Here is a 17,092-nt window from a genome sequence, read left to right on the forward strand (position 1 = left end):
GGGACGGGCAACTGTTGCCCCCAGGAAAGTGCCATGCAACGTCCATTCGTCATCCTTGCTCACGTCACACACCCAGCCATTCTCGAGGGCTTTATGCCAGCCGCGCAGCAGCGCGGGCTGCCAATTGTGCTGATCACCGATCATGCTCAGGAACATCGTCGCCTGCTTGCCGGCTCGTCTCTTTCGCCGGACCGGCTGCAGGTGATCGAATGTGATGTATTCAACCCGCTGGCGGTCATCGAAACCCTCAATGGCCAGGGTTTGCGCCCGGTTGCCGTATTTTCCAACAGCGATCACCTGCAAACCGCGACAGCAGTCGTGGCGGAGGCGTTCGAGTGCCCCGGCAAGAACTGGCGGTTGTGCCATGCCGCCAAGAACAAGGCCGCCATGCGTGAGCGCATGCAGCGTCTGGGTCTGCCCGGGCCGTGGTTCCAGGTGCTTGCCTCGGGCTGCGCGTTGCCTGCTGATGCGCCATGGCCAGTGGTGGCCAAGCCCCGTGAAGGGGTGGCCAGCCTGGACGTGCGCTTGTGTCACAACGCCGCTGAACTGAGTGCTTACTGTGAACGGTTCTGGGAGCAGCAACCGGACCGTGCACTGCTGCTGGAGGCTTACCTGGAAGGGCCACTGTTCACCCTTGAGACCCTCGGTGACGGTCGTAGCCTGCAAGCCATTGGCGGCTTTGACGTAAGCCTTTCTGCGCCGCCCCATTTTGTCGAACTCGCTGCCCGCTGGAATGGCCCGCTAAGCAGCGCACAGCGTACCGCGGCGCTGGCGCAAGTGGCGGCATTCGGGGTCAATTTTGGCGTTTGTCACAGCGAATTCATCCTCACCGCACAAGGCCCGGTGCTGGTCGAGATCAACTATCGCAGTATCGGTGACGGCCGCGAGTTTTTGCTGGACCGGCTGCTGCCACAGGGCTGGTTTGACCGAATCGTTGCCCTGCATCTGGGGCAGGCGCTGGTCGACGCACAACCGGCTCGGGCCCAGGCAACCGTGCACTATCTGGTGGCCGAGCGTTCGGGGCGGCTGGATCAGGCCAGTGCCAGTTTCAATGTCGAATCCGCAGACCACTGGTGCGATTACCGGGCGCTGCAACATCCCGGCGACACGGTGACCATCAGCCACTCCAACAAGGACTACGTCGGCGTATTGCGCCTGATTGCCCCGGATGACGTGAGCCTGGATGCGCAATTGCATTCGACCCTCAACGACCTGAAATGGGTGGTGGCATGAACCTGCAACCAGAAGCTGCCGATCAGGCCTACATCACCCGCCGCATCATCGATTGCTGCCTGCGTGAAGATATCCGCGGAGTTGTCAGTCAGGGCCGGATCTGTCCGCTGCCCGAGGCGTTGCATCAGCTGCTTGCGCATCAATCCAGCGGCATCTGGCTGCGGATCACCGATCTGGCGGCTGACGAGTTGTGGCTGCCAGTGGTCAAGGCGTATCCGTTGCAGGATTGGAGTGTTACCGGCGATGCCTGGATCCGGGTATCGCGACAGCACCCGCCTGAGGTCCAGCGTGGCTACTCGCTCTGGCTTGGCCACCTGAGCCAGGGTCTGGACGCTGAAAGCCTGGGGTTGTTCGAGGCGTATCTGAAAGAGGCCGATTGCGCCACGCAACACCGGACCCTGTGCAAGCAGGCCGGTCAACGCAATGCCGCCGCGCTCGGCGATGTGATCGGGCTCCAGCACTGGTCGCAGCGCCTGTTGAAGATTGATCAGCTGGCCAGCTATCTGGACCACCCGTACTACCCGACTGCACGGGCCAAAAGCGGCTTCAATGACGCAGCCCTTGAACGCTATGCGCCGGAGTTTGCACCGCGTTTCAAACTCAACTGGCTGGCGATCCCCAAGCAGGCCATGACCCTCACCAGTGTGCAGCCGCCGCACTGGCCGGGTTTCGAGGAGGTAGGCTTGCCAGGCACTTTGCACAACAGCCACTCACTGCTGCCGGTGCATCCGTTGACCTGGGCTGTGCTTGAACAGTATGGCTTGCCTGAGGGCGCACTCAAGGCGCCACACACGGCCATGCAGGTTGAGCCGACGCTGTCCGTGCGTACGGTGGTGTGCATTGATCAGCCCCATTGGCATATCAAATTACCGTTGCTGGTCACTACCCTGGGCGCGCGCAATCTGCGTCTGATCAAACCGACCACCCTGTACGACGGCCACTGGTTTGAAACCACCTTGCAGGCGCTCGCCAGGCGAGATCCGGAGTTGGGATCACGCTATTTGCACGTAGATGAACAACACGGCGGTCATGTCGCCCAAAGCCGTCATCTGGCCTATATCGTGCGCCGCTATCCGGCGGGGCTGGAGCACACCACACTGGTGCCGGTGGCTGCACTGGCCAGCCCTCTTGCGGGTGGGCGCCTGTTCCTCGAACAGCTGGTCGAGGGTTTTTATGCCGGCTCCCTGCAACACTGGCTCGACGACTACCTTGACCTGTTACTGCAGGTTCATCTACGGCTGTGGCTGCGATACGGCATCGCGCTTGAGGCCAACCAGCAGAACGCCGTGCTGATATTCGAACACGGCCGGCCAATGCGCCTGTTGATGAAGGACAACGACGCCGCGCGCCTTTGGCCGCAACGTTTCGCTGCAGCTTGTGCGGATCTGGCCGGGCTGCCAGCCGCCTTGCAGGATGAGCGCATTCGTGTCAACAGCAGTCAGCCTTTGGCCGAGATGTTCTGCACCATCACCCTGCAACTGAATATCGTCGCTATTTTGCAGGCCATTGCGGCAGCGGGGCTGGCGCCTCAAGCCAGCCTGTACGACACACTGCGCCGGCGCTTGAGCGGTTGTCTGCAGCAACTCGAAGCCGAAGGCATCAACTGTGACGACGCACGCCGCTGGTTGCTCGACAGCCCAAGGTTGCCGGTCAAGTACCTGCTCAGCGCCGGCAGCCTGTTCAGCAAGGCGCATTCCGGTGCCAGTGATATCAACAAGTTCTATGGCTACAGCGCGGCGAATTTCCTGCTGGAGGAGGTGCCATGCAGCGCCGTTTAATCGCCAGCGTCTTGTTGGGGCATTACCTGTCGGCCTTTACGGCGCTGGGGATTCCGCTCTATCTACCGCACATCCTGGGCGACCTCGCGCCCGGCACGCCGGGATGGGCCATCGGCGTGCTGTTTGTCCTGCCAACCCTGTGCACCGCCCTGGCCGCGCCAGTATGGGGGCGCTGGGCCGATCGCAACGGTTGTCGTCTGTCGTTGCTGCGCGCCCATGCCGGGTTGTTCGCGGGTTTTCTGCTGGCAGGCTTGAGCCCCAATCTGACCGTGTTCGTGCTGGCATTGGTTATCCAGGGCACCTTCGGCGGAGCAATGGCGGCCTCCAACGCCTACCTGTCGACCCAGCTCAAGGGCTCCGGGCTGTCCCGCGCCCTGAACTGGACCCAGTATTCGGCACGGCTGGCAATGATCAGCGGCCCGATCCTGCTGGGGCTGCTGACCTCCCGGGGCTTGGGCATCAACCTTTACAGCTGGCTGGCGTGGTTGCCGCTGCTGGCATTTGTTCTGGTGTTGGCGCTGCCCAACGACAAGCCCGGGCATGCCCTGGACAGCAAACAAAAACCGCCGCCAGGCCAACTGCCAGCCGACATGGCGCGCCTGCTGGCGGTGCAGTTCCTGTTCAGCTTCGCCATGGTGGTCACCTTTCCCTACTTCATGCCATACGGTGAACAATTGGGGATAGGTAACGACACCTTGATCGGTGTGCTCTACAGCCTGCCGCATTTGGTTTATCTGCTGGCCTTGCCCTGGGTCCACAAGCATCAGGGCAACGTCCTGTTGCCGGGGCTGGCGCTGCTGGCGATCAGCAATGCGCTGCAATTCTGGAGCGTGCAGGCAGAGCCGTTGTTCGCCCTGCGTCTGCTCAGTGGCGCGGGCATGCTGCTCAGCTTTGTCGGGCTGCACCGCTGCCTTAGTCAGCGCAGCCGGCAAGGCAGTGCAGGGCGCCTGTTCGGCTGGTTTGACTCCAGCGGCAAATGGGCCGGTACCGCTGCCGGTGTTACGGCTGCTCTGGTCACTCAGACCTGCGGCATTGCATCCCCTTTTCTGGTTGCCTGCCTGGCTGCCATGGCCGCCATGGTCATGGCGCGCCCTCTAATGATCACTTCCCGGGAGATTCCGGCATGACGTTCGTTCCCAATACCTTGTCCCTGAATGACCATGCCCTTGATGGTGAAGCCCAGCGCCATGCCATCGAGTGCCTGCTCAATTGCTATTTGCCCGAATATGCATTGCCGCGCAACGAAGCCGATCTGAATTACCAGGCACAGGATGTGCCGATGAGCCTGCGTCAGGCCGGCGCTCGTTGCATCAGCATCAGCCTGCCGGGCGGCCGTTTGGTGGTGCGCATCGACAGTGCCAGCCTGCTGGGCCGCTGTCATTACATCGGCGCGCCTTATTTCAAGGGCAACCAGCAGGGCTGGCGGCCACTGGAGGCCCGGGAACTGGCCAGCCTTCTGTGTACACCACTGAGTGGTGCCGGGCGTGTCGGCGAGATGCTGCAACAGTTCGCCAACAGCCTGCAGATCACCCGGGCCTTCCTGCGTCATTCCCGTCCGGCCAACGAAGCTGCCGACAGCCTGCTGGCATCCGAGCAGCATCAGCTCTGGGGGCATGCCCTGCACCCGACACCGAAAAGCCGCGAGGGTATATCCCATAACGATTTGCTGGCCTGTTCGCCTGAGGTCGGGGCGTGTTTTCAGTTGCACTGGTTCAAGATCGACCCGGCGCTGCTTCGCCATCAGGGTGAGGACCCGCGCAGTACCCTGCAGCAACTGTCGGGGCGCGACGACGCCTATCCGTGTCACCCCTGGGAAGTCGCCCGCATACTGGCCGATCCGCTGGTGCAGCGGGCGCAACAGCAGGGTCTGATCGAATACCTTGGCCCTCTGGGTCAGGCCATGTTCCCGACCTCGTCGGTGCGTACGCTCTACCACCCGCAACTGGCTTATTTCATGAAGTTCTCGATGCATGTGCGGCTGACCAATTGCGTACGCAAGAATGCCTGGTATGAGCTGGACAGTGCCGTGGCCCTGACTCATCTGCTCCGGCCGGTCATGAGCGAGCTGGCAATCCGGCAACCGGACTTTTTGCTGATGCCCGAGCCCGCAGCCTCCAGCCTTGATCTCGGTGCTTTGGGTACGCTGGAGCAGGCCCGCGAAGTCACCGAATGCTTCGGTATCGTTTACCGGGAAAACCTGTCCATGGCCGATCGCGGGGCGTATCAGCCGCAGGTGGCAATGGCGCTGTTTACCTGGGACTTGCAAGGTCGCAGTGTCTGTCGTCACCAGGTTCGACGTTATGCCGACATCACCGGCCTGGGCATTGAGCAGGCCACGCTCAACTGGCTGGATGCCTATGCCGCGAAAATGCTCGGCGGCGTGCTGTACTGCCTGTTCCGTCAGGGGGTGGCGCTGGAGCCGCATTTACAAAACACGGTTGTCGGCTTTGCTCAGGACGGCTTGCCGAACCGGGTGTGGATCCGCGATCTGGAGGGCACCAAGCTGGTTCCTGAAATCTGGCCGGCAGAGCGCTTGAGCGCGCTCGACGAGCGTACCCTCAACTCGGTGTACTACAGCGCGCAAAAGGCCTGGCAGCGGGTGGCTTACTGTGCGCTGGTGAATAATCTGGGCGAGGCGATTTTTCATCTGGCCAATGGTAGCGAGGCTCTGGAACAACAGTTGTGGACGCGCACCGGCGAGCTGTTGCACGAACAGTGCGCGCTTCTCGGTCATCCGCAGCAGCTGCGCGAGTTGTGCGCCGGTGCGCCATTCCCCGGCAAGGAAAACTTTATGACCCGTCTGATGATGCGCGCCGATCGCGAAGCAGGTTACACCCAGCTGCCCAGCCCATTGGCGTTTATTGCAAAGAGTAAGTGCGCATGACTCTTCCTGTCGCTGTCACCCGCTGTATCGAACAGCTCAAGGCTGAGCACGAGGGGCCATTGTGTGCCTATGTCTACGACTTGCCTGCCCTTGAACAGCATATAAAGGCAATGCGCGCCGTGCTGCCCGATAATTGCGAATTGTTCTATGCCGCCAAGGCCAACCCGGAGGCGCGGGTGTTGAAAACCCTTGCACCGTGGGTAGACGGTTTCGAAGCGGCCTCGGGCGGGGAGCTGACCTGGCTGCATGAGCAGTGCCCCGACGAGCCACTGATCTTTGGCGGCCCGGGCAAGCTTGATCGTGAACTGGATATCGCCATGCAGTACAGCATCTCGGCGTTTCATGTAGAGAGCGTGACCGAGCTTCGCAGTCTGGCGCGCATCGCTCGCCAGCGTGGCGTGAGGGCTGCGCTGATGTTGCGCTTGAACCTCAAGCTGACGCAGGCACCGCAGAGCAGGCTGGTCATGGGCGGCAAGCCCACGCCGTTCGGGCTGGACGAGCAGGGGCTGGCAAGTGCACTGCAATTGTTGCGCGAAGAGCCGTCTCTGGAGCTCAAGGGGCTGCACTTTCATATGCTGTCACACCAGCTGGATGTCGATGCGCACCTTGCGTTGATACGCAGCTACTTCCTGACTTTCCGCCAGTTGTGTGTCGACCACGACCTGCAACTGCCCGTGCTGAATGTCGGAGGCGGCATGGGCATCAACTACCAGAACCCGGCGCAGTCGTTCGACTGGCCAAGGTTTTGTCAGGGGCTCAAGGGGCTGGTTGATGAGTTCGGCATGGGCGCGACCCGAATCCGCTTCGAAATTGGTCGCTTTATCAGCGCAGCCTGCGGCTATTACGTCATGCAGGTGCTGGATATCAAAAGCAGCCACGGCGAATTTTTTGCCATTGGTCGAGGCGGCACTCATCATTTCCGCACGCCTGCAGCGCAAGACCATAACCATCCGTTCACGGTTATGCGGGGCACAAATCCCCCGCAGATAAGCGGTCAGGACGTCACCCTGGTAGGCCAGTTGTGCACGCCCAAGGATGTGCTGGCCAGGCAGCAACCTGTTGCGCAACTGGCGATTGGTGACCTGCTGGTGTTTAGCCTGGCGGGTGCCTATGCCTGGAATATCTCGCACCAGAACTTCCTGATGCACGAACCGCCTCTGAAGGTGTTTATCGACGGGTGATGCCATGGAGTTGCCAGCCAGGGTGCCGGCAACTCCATCCTTGGCAATCAGCCATCCACGCTGATTCCTGGTATGCATCGAAATCTATAAAAAGCACGTTTATCAGGAAACCCACAGGGCCACGCAATACGGCTTTGCCCGGGTTTTCATGCGCAAGCTGCTTCAAGCCCAAGCCGGATACTGAACAGCCCATAATGATGCAGGCTGTTCAGTTGAAGTCATCACCAAGGTCGGCCAGGGCTTTACTCCCCCAGTAAAGCCCTGTTGAGAAAGTCATATCCCAATTTGATCGATGGCACGCTGATGCAAATGAAGATGATGCCGAACTGCCAGTGAACAATCTTGCCCTGGGCCTCCAGCGCAGTAATTGACGAGCGCAGTTCGAGGCCTTGTTCCTTGACGGATGACCTGAGCTCTACACCTTGCTCCCTTATCAGAACGCGCAGTTCAGCGCCCAATTCTGAAATGGAGGCTTTCAGGTGCCGTTCGGTTTGCCCGAGGTCTGATTTGGAGGCGAGATCTTTCACTTCATTCTCCCAGGCTTCGACAACGGCTTTAGTTTTACCTGAAGGCATACTGATGGATGTCAGCGCGTCGTAAAGGGTAATGGATGATTTCATATTGTCTCCTGCGATTGGCAAGTGACGTCGGGCCGCCATCTGACGCCTGACTCCTGTCACTGTGAGGGCGATTCACTCCTTGCCTGAGATTCTACTTTTATCCCGAATCAATACAGTCAGACCTTTCTTAGCGTTGCGTCAGTCGCGGTGGTATTTCTGGTGACCGATTATGATTACGAGGAGAGCAGCATCGTGCTGGCGCAAAAAAGCCTGCAGTCAGCAGGCTCTTTGCATGAGTCAGGTTGCAGCACGCAGCATCAGCGTGGCGTCGGTTGCACCACCGGCTGTGGCGTCATCTGCGGAGCGTTGTGAGCAGGCAGCATTTCCCAGGCATCACGGGGCTCGTCCAGATCTCGGTTGAGGGTTTCCGGGGTCTTGAAGGTGGTGTACAGGGTGATCAGCGTCAGCAGCGACAGGTAGCAGGCAATCGGCAACCAGGCGCCGATACCGGCGCTGGCATCGCCATCGTGACTGGCCACGACCAGAGCGATCAGCCCGGCGCCAATCAAGGGCGCAATACCGCCAGCAATCACCGCCGAGGCTTCCCGGGCAATGGATACGCCCATATAGCGGTGGCGCGAGCCGAACAGTTCAGGCATCAGCGCCGCCTGGGTGCCGAACATGCCCCAGGTGCCGATGCCCAGCGCGATAGAGATAGCAATAATGCTCGCGATCACATTGCCCTGGCTCAGTATCCACCATACCGGGAACGCCAGTGCCAGTTGCAGCAACGCAAAGGCCCGGTACACCACTACACGGCCAAAACGGTCGCTGAGTTTACCGGCAATCGGCACGGTCAGAGCACCCAGGCTGGCGGCGCAGATCAAGGTGAGCACGCCCACCGGCCCTTGCAGGCCGACCACACCAACGATGTAACTCACCGCCAGGGCCTGATAAATCGAAGACCCGCCGTTTTCTCCCAGGCGTAGGCCAATGCCCAGCAGCAGCGTCGGTTTTGAGTGTTTCATCGCACTTTTTAGCGGGTTGTCGCAGACGCGCTTGAGGGCCTTGAGGCGGATAAAGGTCGGCGACTCCTTGAGCGACAGGCGCATGTAAAGGCCCAGGGCGACGATCACCACGCTGCTGAAGAACGGTATGCGCCACAATCCGCTTTCGAGCACGTTGTCACTGCTGCTGATAACCATGAAGTACACCAGAGCGGCAAGGATGGTGCCCAGTTGAATGCCAAGGAACGGCAGGGCAGCGTAAAAACCGCGTCGGCCCGGGGGTGCATACTCGGTCATCATCACTGCCGCGCCGGCCTGTTCGGCACCTGCACCGAGGCCCTGGAGCAAACGCAGCACCACCAGCAGCACCGGGGCCAGGTAGCCGACTTGATCAAACGTGGGCAGGGCACCGATCAGGGTGCTGGAAATACCCATCAGCAACACCGTGGAGGTGAGCACGAACTTGCGTCCCACGCGGTCGCCGATCATGCCGAACAGCACACCACCCAATGGCCTTATCGCGAAGCCCAGGAAGTAGGTGCCGAAGCTGGCAATCAGGCTCATGGTGCGGGTTTGTTCAGGAAAGAACAGCGGCCCGAAAATCAGCGCCGCTGCCAGGGTGTAGAGGGCAAAGTCGTAGTATTCCAGCGCACTGCCCAGGGAGCAGGCCCAGGCAGCGCGGTGCAGGTCTTTTTTGTGTTCCGGGCTTTCGGGGACCAATTCAATATCAGATGAAGCATGATCGTGAGTCATGTTGGTACCTTCTGGTAGGCGCCTTGACGGCATCTTGTTATCGATAGGCAGCAGGGGGGGCTTACAATTTGAGTCGATGTATCTCCTCGAGCATGGCCTGCTCCATGATGTCGATGGGGGCCTCCATGCCGGTGTACAACTCGATTTGCCGGCAGGCCTGCTGCACCAGCATGCGTGTGCCGGACACGGTGCGGCAGCCCAGCGCGGCGGCTTGCAGAAGCAAGGCGGTACGCACGGGCATAAAGGCTACATCCATGACGATCAGATGGCTGGCCAGCAGCCCGTCCAGCGGATTGTTGTCGGGCTGCTTGAAGCCCACGCTGGTGGCATTGATCACGATGTCGAAATCACGGGCAGCAAAGGCCCCGACACTGCCACCCCAGCGTGCACCCAGATCTGCGGCCAGCGCCTGGCCACGCTCACTGCTGCGGTTGAACACCGTGACCCGGGCTGCCGCTTGCAGGCAGCCAAAGACCACGGCCCGCGCTGCGCCTCCGGCGCCAATTACGGCAATGCGCTGGTTGTTGAGTTCGCAGACTTCCTGCAGGGCGCGTACTGCACCGAGGTAGTCGGTGTTGTAGCCGGTGAGAACGCCGTCGATGTTATTGATGGTGTTGACCGCGCCAATGACCAGTGCGGACTCATCGATCGCGTCCAGATGCTCCATCACGACGGTTTTGTAGGGCATGGACACGTTCATGCCGCGCACACCCAATGCGCGGATGGCCGCGACGCCCGCCACCGGGTCCTCGATGCCGAAGCATACGAAGGTGTAGTCCAGGCCCAGGGCCGCGTAGGCCGCATTGTGGATTTTCGCAGAGAGAGAAAAGGGCGAGCCCATGATCGAACCGCACAGGGTTGGCAGGGACTGGGGCATGCGTGCCTCCTAGTATTGGATTTATGAGTGGGGCAATAAGCCCACTTTCAACCCCTGCAGCGCAGTGTGCCAATCGTATATGTTGATGCCGTGATCACGGATGCTGATCATCAGCTGAGAGTTGATGATTGACGATGTCTGCAGCACATTGTGCTTCTCCCGGTGTTATGGTGCTGAATCCTTCCTGCCAACGGATTTGTTGTGATGACTACACCGCGTGCTGTTGTCGGCCCGATCAAGGCCGTGATTTTCGATATGGACGGGTTATTGCTGGATACTGAGGGTATTTACACCGAAGTCACGCAGATCATCGCCGAACGCTACGGTCGCACCTATGACTGGAGCATCAAGCAGCACATCATCGGCCGTGGCGCCCTGGACCTGGCAGAATTTCTGGTCAAGGCGCTGGAATTGCCGATCACCGCGCAGGAATTTCTGGTTGTCCGCGAGCCGTTGCTAAAAGAACGCTTCCCCAAAGCCACGGGCATGCCGGGTGCCGAGGCGCTGGTGCGCCATCTCAAGGCCCACAAGGTGCCAATTGCCGTGGGCACCAGTTCATCGCAACATTCCTTTGCCCACAAAACCACCTTGCATGGTGAGTGGTTTGAGCTGTTCGACACCATTGTCACCGCTGACGACCCTGAAGTGGGGGCAGCCAAGCCTGCACCGGATATCTTCCTGACGGCGGCACGGCGCCTGGGTGTTGCGCCCGAGCACTGCCTGGTATTCGAAGATTCGCCTTTCGGGGTAACGGCTGCCAAAGCCGCCAACATGACTGCGATTGCCGTACCTGATGTAGCCATGGCCGACAGCAAGTACACGCATGCCGACCTGATCATCCGCCAGCTGGCCGACTTTGATCTGGCGGCTTATGGTTTGCCGCCGATGCGATAAGTGCTAGCCAGATCCCTTACACGCGATTATTGCACCGGCAGTTTTTCCAGTGCCGCACGCAATTCGTCGGCGCTGGAAAACTCTTGCTGTGACATTAGTTTGCCACTCTCCAGTTGCAGCCACAGTACCTTGTCTTCGGCACCGGGGTACTGGGCGGCAACAGCCCCGTCGCGGTCAAGCACAACACGGTAGCTGTAGTCACGCATGGCCGGGATGGCGATAAATTTGCCGATCAGCGAGGGCATGCGCTGCACATCGGCGAGAAACACCACATTGCGTGCTTCCAGGTAGCCCTTGGCCTGGTTTTCCAGCGCAGCCTTGACCAGCTTGGAGCCGTCCATGTTGCGCGCTACCAGCAGCACCTGGGTTTTTTCGTCCAGGGTGTAGGGTTGGTCATGCTGGTCGTTCAGGGTCCATGGCGTCAGGCGCTCACCGATATTCGCGGCCTGGGCCAGCATGGAAAACGCGCTCAACAACAGCACAAGTGCAATTCTCACCGTTTGATACCCCTTCAGTTAATGGTTCTGGCCTGACAGGTTTCAGGCATGGCCGGTATGGTATCCCACAGCACAAGGTAAAAGGTCTGAGACGCATTTAGCTACAAATTGCTCTATGGTTAAGCGCTACCAGCCCAAGGAAACGCCAAGATGACGCGTCTGACAGCGAAAGACTTTGCCCCTGAATTGCTTGAGCTTTATGACTACTACGCCCACGGCAAGATCAACCGTCGCGAGTTTCTTGACCGTGCTGCTGTATTCGCCCTGGGCACCACTGCGTTATCGGTGCTGACGGCGTTGAGCCCAGACTACGCACTCGCCGAGCAGGTCTCCTTTACCGACCCGGATATCATTGCCGAGTACATCATGTACCCATCGCCCAGGGGCAACGGCCAGGTGCGCGGTTATCTGGTGCGGCCAGCCAAGGCAGCAGGCAAGCTGCCGGCCGTGGTGGTGGTGCATGAGAACCGCGGGCTGAATCCTTACATCGAAGATGTTGCCCGGCGCCTGGGCAAGGCGGGATATATCGCTCTGGCACCCGATGGCCTGACGTCAGTGGGCGGATATCCCGGCAATGACGAGCAAGGCCTGGCGTTGCAGCAAAAAGTCGACCCTGCCAGGCTGATGAATGACTTCTTCGCGGCGGTGGAGTGGTTGATGCAGCATGATGCCAGTACCGGCAAAGTTGGGATTACCGGGTTCTGCTATGGCGGCGGGGTGGCCAATGCGGCGGCAGTGGCCTACCCGGAGCTGGGAGCTGCAGTGTCGTTTTACGGGCGCCAGCCCGGTGCAGACGAGGTCGCCCGTATCCAGGCACCGTTGATGCTGCACTACGCCGGGCTGGATACACGGATCAATGACGGCTGGCCAGCTTTTGAGCAGGCGTTGAACAGCAACGGTAAAGTCCATGAAGCGCATATCTACCCGGGAGTGAATCACGGCTTTCATAACGACTCGACGCCTCGCTACGATGAAGCCGCGGCTACTCTGGCCTGGAACAGGACCCTGGGCTGGTTCGGCAAGTATCTGGCGTAGCGGGCTTAGCCGTTCTTCTTGCGCAGGCTCTTGAGGCGAGCGCTGGCGCGCTGCACGGCGGCCATTTTTTCCGGGCGCTTCATGCCCCGCCACTTGCGGATATCTTCCCGGGTTCGACCGCAGCTCACGCAGAGCTCACCACTTAAATGGCAAACTGCAATGCACGGGTTTTCAATGTCTTTTGCCACGGTTCAACTGCGTCCGGTCTGTTTTTGCGCCAGGCGCTTGGGCCAGTTGCCGCCACAACTGCGCTGGCACTCTTCTTCTGAATCGAAGAATACATGGGCCGAGCCGTTACGCACCTTTACGCCGGCATCCGCCAGCGCCTGGGCCGTCAGTTCACCCATATAGCGCGCCTCGCCATCGGCCAGGGCGAAGTCTTTGCTGGCTTGCGTATCGAACACCCAGACCACCTTCAGGCTGGCCGGGAAGGCCTCGTAGTCAACAACATGGGTCAACCAGGCAAACCCCGGGATCTGTGATTTGGCCGTTTCGCAGGCCTCGGTCAGGGAGGTGATCAGGCGACGTTCGATCTGTGCCTGGGTGCGTTTGCTTAAAGACATGGGTGAATCCTGTTGATAGGCGGGGCAAAGGCACGATTATACCTGAGCGCGGGGCTTGGCTACTGCTGCTTCGCCCAGAGTGCCACCTGAGGTAGAATGTCGCGGTAAGTCGGCTGGCCGCCCTGGAGCGTCATGCCCACGCAGGTTCCCCGGAAGGAGCCGCGAGCAGGCCGGACATCAAGGGAGTCACATCCGCTGTACCCAAAATGTTACCCAAGTAGCTGAAGCCAAGACCAACAAGAGATCAGCGCCCAAGGTACATGAAGTGAGGTCTGTAACGTGCACAGGCCTTATATGTCTGCCCGTTCGGGGCTTGAAGCTGGCTCGATTGCAGGTGACCGTCTGTAGTGGGTCAGGCAAATTCAGGCACCGAGTGCCGGGCAGATGGCGTTTTATCTTAGGTACTACAACATGTTAAAAAAAATGAACAAGGGGCTACTGGGCCTGGCGCTGACCATGGGGATTACCTCCGTGCATGCGGCAGAACCTAAACACGTGGATGTACTGCTGATCGGCGGCGGCATCATGAGCGCTACTCTGGGTGTATGGCTCAACGAGCTGGAACCCGGCATGTCCATGGAGATGATTGAACGTCTCGATGGCGTTGCCCTGGAAAGCTCCAACGGCTGGAACAACGCAGGTACCGGTCACTCCGCCCTGGCTGAGCTGAACTACACGCCGGAAGACAAGAACGGCAACGTTGAAATCCCGAAGGCCATTGAAATCAATGAGGCTTTCCAGGTATCGCGTCAGTTCTGGTCGTGGCAGGTCAAGAACGGCGTACTGAAAGATCCGCGCTCGTTTATCAACTCCACGCCGCACATGAGTTTTGTGTGGGGCGATGACAACATCAAGTTCTTGAAAAAGCGCTATGAAGCCCTGCAGGCCAGCCCTCTGTTCGCGGGCATGCAGTACTCCGAAGACCCGGTGCAGATCAAGAAGTGGGTTCCGCTGATGATGGAAGGGCGCGATCCCAACCAGAAAGTCGCGGCCACCTGGTCTCCGATCGGTACTGACGTGAACTTCGGCGAAATCACACGCCAGTTCGCGGCTTACCTGCAAACCAAGCCTAACTTCTCGCTGAAACTGTCGAGCGAAGTTGAAGACATCAAGCGCAATGAAGATGGTTCGTGGCGCGTGGTGTACAAAAACCTGAAAGATGGCAGCAAAACCGAAACTGACGCCAAGTTCGTCTTTATCGGCGCTGGCGGCGGTGCCCTGCACCTGCTGCAGAAGTCCGGCATTCCTGAAGCCAAGGAATACGCAGGCTTCCCGGTTGGCGGCTCGTTCCTGGTAACCGATAACCCGACTGTTGCCGAGCAGCATCTGGCCAAGGCCTACGGCAAGGCTTCGGTTGGTGCGCCACCGATGTCGGTTCCGCACCTGGACACCCGCGTGCTGGATGGCAAGCGCGTTATCCTGTTTGGCCCGTTCGCGACTTTCTCGACCAAGTTCCTGAAAGAAGGTTCGTACTTCGACCTGCTGACCAGCACCACCCCGCACAACATCTGGCCAATGACCAAAGTGGGTATCGAACAGTACCCACTGGTTGAATACCTGGCCGGCCAGCTGATGCTGTCGGACGAAGACCGCTTCAATGCGTTGAAAGAGTACTTCCCGAACGCCAAGTCCGAAGACTGGCGCCTGTGGCAGGCCGGTCAGCGCGTGCAGATCATCAAGCGTGACGAAGAGAAGGGCGGCGTGCTGAAACTCGGTACCGAGATTGTCAGCGCCAAAGATGGCAGCATCGCCGGTCTGCTGGGCGCATCCCCGGGTGCCTCCACGGCTGCACCGATCATGCTCACCGTGCTTGAAACCGTGTTCAAGGACAAGGTTGCAACACCGGAGTGGCAAGCGAAGCTGCACCAGATCGTGCCGAGCTATGGCACCAAGCTGAACGGCGATCCTGATCGCGTTGCCCAAGAGTGGGCCTACACGGCTGAAGTCCTGCAATTGACTCCACCACCGGCGATCCCGGCGGCAACTCACACTGCAACGCCTGCTACGGAGCCGGCAAAGCCTGCTCCAAGCAACCCAGCGGCTGACATGGCGCTGTAAAAAAACGGCCCCACCCGACGCTGCTCGGGTGGGGCTGCTTTATCTCGCGTTACCGCCTCGCTCAACCCCTTCGCAATACCTCACTGCGTCCCGAACAGGGCCGTCCAGTAAATCCCTGCATCACTTTTTGGGTCTACCGCGTAGGCTGCGCCCAGCTCGCGAAACCCCGGATTCATCACGTTGGCGCAATGACCAGGGCTGGCCAGCCAGCCGTCGACCAGCTTGCGCGTGGTGTCCTGCCCGGCGGCGATATTTTCACCGATCTGCTGCGCGATATAGCCCGCCAGTTCAGCGCGATCCCCCGGGGTGCTGCCATCGCGGCCCTTGTGATCGAAGTAGTTATTGTTGGCCATGTCCCGTGAATGACTCTCGGCAGCGCTAGCCAGGGTGGTGTTCCAGGTCAGGGGCGCGGCAGGGCCGAAGGCCTGGGTGCCGCATTGGCGGGGTTGGTTACGGGCGCTGTTGAGCATCTCGAGGACCTTCTGGCCTTCGGCCTGCCAGTCTCCCAGGCGTGCCGCCAGCAGCGGACGGGCCAGAACGATGCGCCAGTCACGCTGGTCGTGGCTGACGCCGATATCGACAAATTGCGGGTCCAGCACCACGCGGCAAAAGCTTTCCTGGACGGCTTTCATGGCGGCCTGGGCGTCACGGGGGCCGGACAGGTTGATCGCCTGTACGTTGACCATCGGGTATGCCGCCTGTGCCAGGGCTTGCTGCAAATCGCCAAAACTGCTGGCCGGCAGCACCAGGCGGGTGTCGGCCGACAGTGGCGGCAACTCTTGCGAGGCCTGCCCTGCGCACAATTGAATCTGGCTGCGGTAAGCATTGATCGAGTCGATCAGTTGCGATTCTTCGCTGGCCACGGCGCCAGCGCTGAACACCAGACTCAGTGTCAAGGCGCCGAGACGGGGCAGGGTGAAGTGAGCGCGCATACGGGTTCCCTCTTAACGGAGTGCAACCATGATGCGTTATTTCGCCCCTTTAGTCTTTTGCCAGGGCCACAAAGGCTTTGGCCCGGGCAGTCAGTTGATCGATCTGGCGATCACGTTTCTTCTCGGCGTCGAGCATGGCCTTTTTGCCGTTGCGTTGCAGCAGGTAGGTATGGATCTGGCGCACTTCGGTGGACTGGTAGATCGCGGCGACGTCGAGCACGGCCATCAGGCCGTCGCTGCTATGGTCACGGGTGTTCATCAGCACTTGCGGGCCGCGGGTACCGATGACTTGCAGCCCCATTGCCTCGAATTCCGCAACCTTGGTCACACTGCAAGTCAGCTCGGTGTGAGGGTAGCGGCGCACGACTTCCTCGAGCATCGAACGGGTCACCCCCAGATGGCGGTGGCTGGCCAGCTCGGCCATATAGGCAATGCCGCAGGCCTGGGGGTCGTCCTTGAAAGGCAGGTACAAGGCGAAGCCCGTTACTTTTTCCGGGTCCTGGGCATCGGTGGCGACAATCAGCTCGACCGCAATGCCTTTGGTGCCGTCGAGTGCCTGCAGGTACAGATGCACTTCAAAGCCGATGGCGTACTGATAAATGCTGTACAGCAGATTGCTCGGGGCGATTTCCATCGCACTGATATCGCTCAGGTGATCGACCACGAGCTGCAGGATCTGGCTGTTGATCGGTTCGCTGACTGGGGAATCGTAATGGCTGAGGGTGGTCATGGGGATGGTTTCTATAGTGTGCCGCAGCACAATTCGTAGCAGCAACTGTCTTGCCCAGTCATTTACGTTCGCCATGCTGTGCCGTCGCGCAGCATGGCGTTAAGCCGGAT

The 17,092-nt window shown here is 59.9% G+C and carries 16 protein-coding genes; 8 read left to right on the plus strand and 8 right to left on the minus strand.

All coding sequences use genetic code 11. The features are described 5' to 3' along the window. Window positions 1-33: 33 nt before the first annotated feature. Genes GHO03_RS11085 through GHO03_RS11105 form a run of 5 tightly spaced genes read left to right on the plus strand, consistent with a single transcriptional unit; the run spans window position 34 to window position 7,076 of the window. A complete protein-coding gene (locus tag GHO03_RS11085; protein WP_153379297.1) occupies window positions 34-1,233 on the plus strand; it encodes an acetyl-CoA carboxylase biotin carboxylase subunit family protein in 1,200 nt (399 codons plus the stop codon). Further along, complete coding sequence (locus GHO03_RS11090; RefSeq protein WP_153399828.1) at window positions 1,230-3,011, plus strand: IucA/IucC family protein; 1,782 nt, start codon at window positions 1,230-1,232, stop codon at window positions 3,009-3,011. Before GHO03_RS11085 ends, GHO03_RS11090 begins: the two co-directional genes overlap by 4 nt. Beyond that, window positions 2,996-4,138, plus strand: coding sequence for an MFS transporter (locus GHO03_RS11095; RefSeq protein ID WP_153379299.1), 1,143 nt, complete (start codon window positions 2,996-2,998; stop codon window positions 4,136-4,138). The genes GHO03_RS11090 and GHO03_RS11095 overlap by 16 nt, the downstream gene beginning before the upstream one ends. Next, window positions 4,135-5,895, plus strand: coding sequence for an IucA/IucC family siderophore biosynthesis protein (locus GHO03_RS11100; RefSeq protein WP_153399830.1), 1,761 nt, complete (start codon window positions 4,135-4,137; stop codon window positions 5,893-5,895). The genes GHO03_RS11095 and GHO03_RS11100 overlap by 4 nt, the downstream gene beginning before the upstream one ends. Further along, entirely contained in the window at window positions 5,892-7,076 is a 1,185-nt protein-coding gene (locus GHO03_RS11105) for a type III PLP-dependent enzyme (protein WP_153379303.1), read from the plus strand. Before GHO03_RS11100 ends, GHO03_RS11105 begins: the two co-directional genes overlap by 4 nt. A gap of 242 nt (window positions 7,077-7,318) precedes the next feature. On the opposite strand, the gene GHO03_RS11110 is transcribed toward GHO03_RS11105, so the two are convergent. The 3 genes from GHO03_RS11110 to aroE all read right to left on the minus strand — a co-directional run bounded on the left by GHO03_RS11110 (window position 7,319) and on the right by aroE (window position 10,273). Beyond that, a complete protein-coding gene (locus tag GHO03_RS11110) occupies window positions 7,319-7,696 on the minus strand; it encodes a DUF1640 domain-containing protein (RefSeq protein WP_095000458.1) in 378 nt (125 codons plus the stop codon). A 257-nt stretch (window positions 7,697-7,953) separates the two neighbouring features. After that, a complete protein-coding gene (locus GHO03_RS11115; RefSeq protein WP_095000457.1) occupies window positions 7,954-9,396 on the minus strand; it encodes an MFS transporter in 1,443 nt (480 codons plus the stop codon). 61 nt (window positions 9,397-9,457) lie between these two features. After that, on the minus strand, window positions 9,458-10,273 hold the full coding sequence (aroE, locus tag GHO03_RS11120) for a shikimate dehydrogenase (RefSeq protein WP_153399832.1): 816 nt from the start codon (window positions 10,271-10,273) through the stop codon (window positions 9,458-9,460). 204 nt (window positions 10,274-10,477) lie between these two features. Here aroE and GHO03_RS11125 point away from each other — a divergent pair, with 204 nt between their 5' ends. Further along, the gene (locus GHO03_RS11125; protein ID WP_133144519.1) at window positions 10,478-11,167 is read left to right on the plus strand and encodes an HAD-IA family hydrolase; all 690 of its coding nucleotides are present in this window, start codon (window positions 10,478-10,480) and stop codon (window positions 11,165-11,167) included. Window positions 11,168-11,193: 26 nt separating this feature from the next. Here GHO03_RS11125 and GHO03_RS11130 read toward each other — a convergent pair whose 3' ends face one another. Further along, entirely contained in the window at window positions 11,194-11,664 is a 471-nt protein-coding gene (locus GHO03_RS11130) for an FAD/FMN-containing dehydrogenase (protein WP_095039076.1), read from the minus strand. Between the two features lie 150 nt (window positions 11,665-11,814). Here GHO03_RS11130 and yghX point away from each other — a divergent pair, with 150 nt between their 5' ends. After that, entirely contained in the window at window positions 11,815-12,699 is an 885-nt protein-coding gene (yghX, locus tag GHO03_RS11135; protein WP_095039077.1) for a YghX family hydrolase, read from the plus strand. 5 nt (window positions 12,700-12,704) lie between these two features. On the opposite strand, the gene GHO03_RS11140 is transcribed toward yghX, so the two are convergent. Together GHO03_RS11140 and GHO03_RS11145 are read right to left on the minus strand one after the other, a co-directional pair. Then, entirely contained in the window at window positions 12,705-12,887 is a 183-nt protein-coding gene (locus GHO03_RS11140; RefSeq protein ID WP_322213008.1) for a DUF1289 domain-containing protein, read from the minus strand. 3 nt (window positions 12,888-12,890) lie between these two features. Beyond that, window positions 12,891-13,262, minus strand: a complete 372-nt coding sequence (locus tag GHO03_RS11145) for a hypothetical protein (protein ID WP_095000451.1) — start codon at window positions 13,260-13,262, stop codon at window positions 12,891-12,893. Between the two features lie 411 nt (window positions 13,263-13,673). Between GHO03_RS11145 and mqo the strand changes: the two genes are divergently transcribed. Continuing rightward, complete coding sequence (mqo, locus tag GHO03_RS11150; protein WP_095000450.1) at window positions 13,674-15,320, plus strand: malate dehydrogenase (quinone); 1,647 nt, start codon at window positions 13,674-13,676, stop codon at window positions 15,318-15,320. An 80-nt stretch (window positions 15,321-15,400) separates the two neighbouring features. On the opposite strand, the gene GHO03_RS11155 is transcribed toward mqo, so the two are convergent. After that, complete coding sequence (locus GHO03_RS11155) at window positions 15,401-16,252, minus strand: CAP domain-containing protein (RefSeq protein ID WP_095000449.1); 852 nt, start codon at window positions 16,250-16,252, stop codon at window positions 15,401-15,403. Between the two features lie 49 nt (window positions 16,253-16,301). After that, window positions 16,302-16,982 (minus strand): GNAT family N-acetyltransferase, encoded by a 681-nt coding sequence (locus GHO03_RS11160; RefSeq protein ID WP_095023557.1) that lies wholly within the window; start codon window positions 16,980-16,982, stop codon window positions 16,302-16,304. Between the last annotated feature and the right edge of the window lie 110 nt (window positions 16,983-17,092).

Origin of the sequence: Pseudomonas sp. FSL R10-1339 (genome assembly GCF_009600545.1) — a bacterium.
Taxonomy (GTDB): domain Bacteria; phylum Pseudomonadota; class Gammaproteobacteria; order Pseudomonadales; family Pseudomonadaceae; genus Aquipseudomonas; species Aquipseudomonas bubulae.